The organism is Mesorhizobium sp. M1E.F.Ca.ET.063.01.1.1, assembly GCF_003998155.1.
Taxonomy (GTDB): Bacteria; Pseudomonadota; Alphaproteobacteria; order Rhizobiales; family Rhizobiaceae; genus Mesorhizobium.
In genome coordinates this window covers 1-1,424 of the sequence record NZ_RZSC01001105.1, presented here as the reverse complement: position 1 = coordinate 1,424, position 1,424 = coordinate 1, and the positions used below count along the sequence as shown (strand labels likewise).

Annotated in this window: 1 pseudogene; it reads right to left on the bottom strand. The window is 62.9% G+C overall.

The annotated features are described in order from the left end of the window. Positions 1 to 1,424 (bottom strand): annotated as a pseudogene (locus tag EOA29_RS36415) (bifunctional salicylyl-CoA 5-hydroxylase/oxidoreductase); the annotation flags it as partial.

Here is a 1,424-nt window from a genome sequence, read left to right as displayed (position 1 = left end):
GCCATACTCGTCGGTGCGGTGGTTGGTCAGCGGCGTGATGAAGGCGGAGAGCAGATAGCCATGCGCGGCGTGGATCTCTAGCATGTCGAAACCGCAGCGCTTTGCCATCTCGGCCGAGGCGACGAACTGGTCTCGCACCATGTCCATGTCGGCGCGGTCCATCGCCTTCGGCATCTGATTCTGCGGCGACCAAGGCACCGCCGACGGCGCCATCACCGGCCAGTTGCCGGAAATGAGCGGCTCGTCGGTTCCTTCCCAGCCTAGGCGGGTCGAGCCCTTGGCGCCGGAGTGGCCGATCTGGGCGCAGATTTTCGCTTCCGTCTCGGCATGCACGAAATCGACCAGGCGCTTCCAGGCGACTTCGTGTTCGGGCTTGTAGAAGCCCGTACAGCCCGGGGTGATGCGCCCCTCGGGGCTGACGCAGGTCATTTCGATATAGATGAGGCCGGCGCCGCCCTTGGCGCGCTCGGCATAATGAGCAAAATGCCAGTCGGTCGGGCAGCCGTCGACCGCCTTGTACTGCGCCATCGGCGAGACGACGATGCGGTTGTTGAGCGCCATGTCGCGCAGCTTGAACGGCGCGAACATCGGCGCCCGGCGCAGCATGTTGCCGCCGGCGCCGGCCTTGCGCTGGAACCATTCCTCCGCTCCCGCCAGCCATTCGGCGTCGCGCAGCCTCAGATTCTCGTGGCTGATGCGCTGCGAGCGGGTGAGCAGCGAATAGTTGAACTGAACTGGATCGAGGCCGAGATACCGTTCGACTTCCTCGAACCATTCCAGCGAATTGCGGGCCGCCGACTGCAGCTTCAGCACCTCCGTGCGCCGCGCATCCTCGTATTTGCGGAAGGCCGCTTCGAGGTCCGGCTCGGACTCGACATAGTCGGCGAGCGCGACGGCGCTTTCCAGCGCCAGCTTGGTGCCGGAGCCGATCGAGAAATGCGCACTTGCCGCGGCGTCGCCCATCAGCGCCAGGTTCTTGTAGGACCAGCGCTCGCACAGCACGCGCGGGAAATTGATCCAGGCCGAACCGCGGATGTGATTGGCATTGGTCATCAGCGGATGGCCGCCGAGATGCTTTTCGAAGATGCGTTCGCAGGCCGCGATCGATTCCTGCTGCGTCATTTGGCCAAAGCCGAAAGCAGCCCAAGTCTGCTCGCTGCATTCGACGATGAAGGTCGCGGTCTCGCTGTCGAACTGGTAGGCATGCGCCCAGACCCAGCCATGCTCCGTCTTCTCGAAGATGAAGGTGAAGGCGTCGTCGAATTTCTGCGTGGTGCCGAGCCACACGAACTTGCACTTGCGGGTGTCGATGTCGGGCTTGAAGACATCGACGAAAATGGCGCGTGACTTAGAGTTCAACCCATCCGCCGCGACCACCAGGTCATGCGTTTCCATGAATGGCTTCGGATCTGAAATCTCCGTCT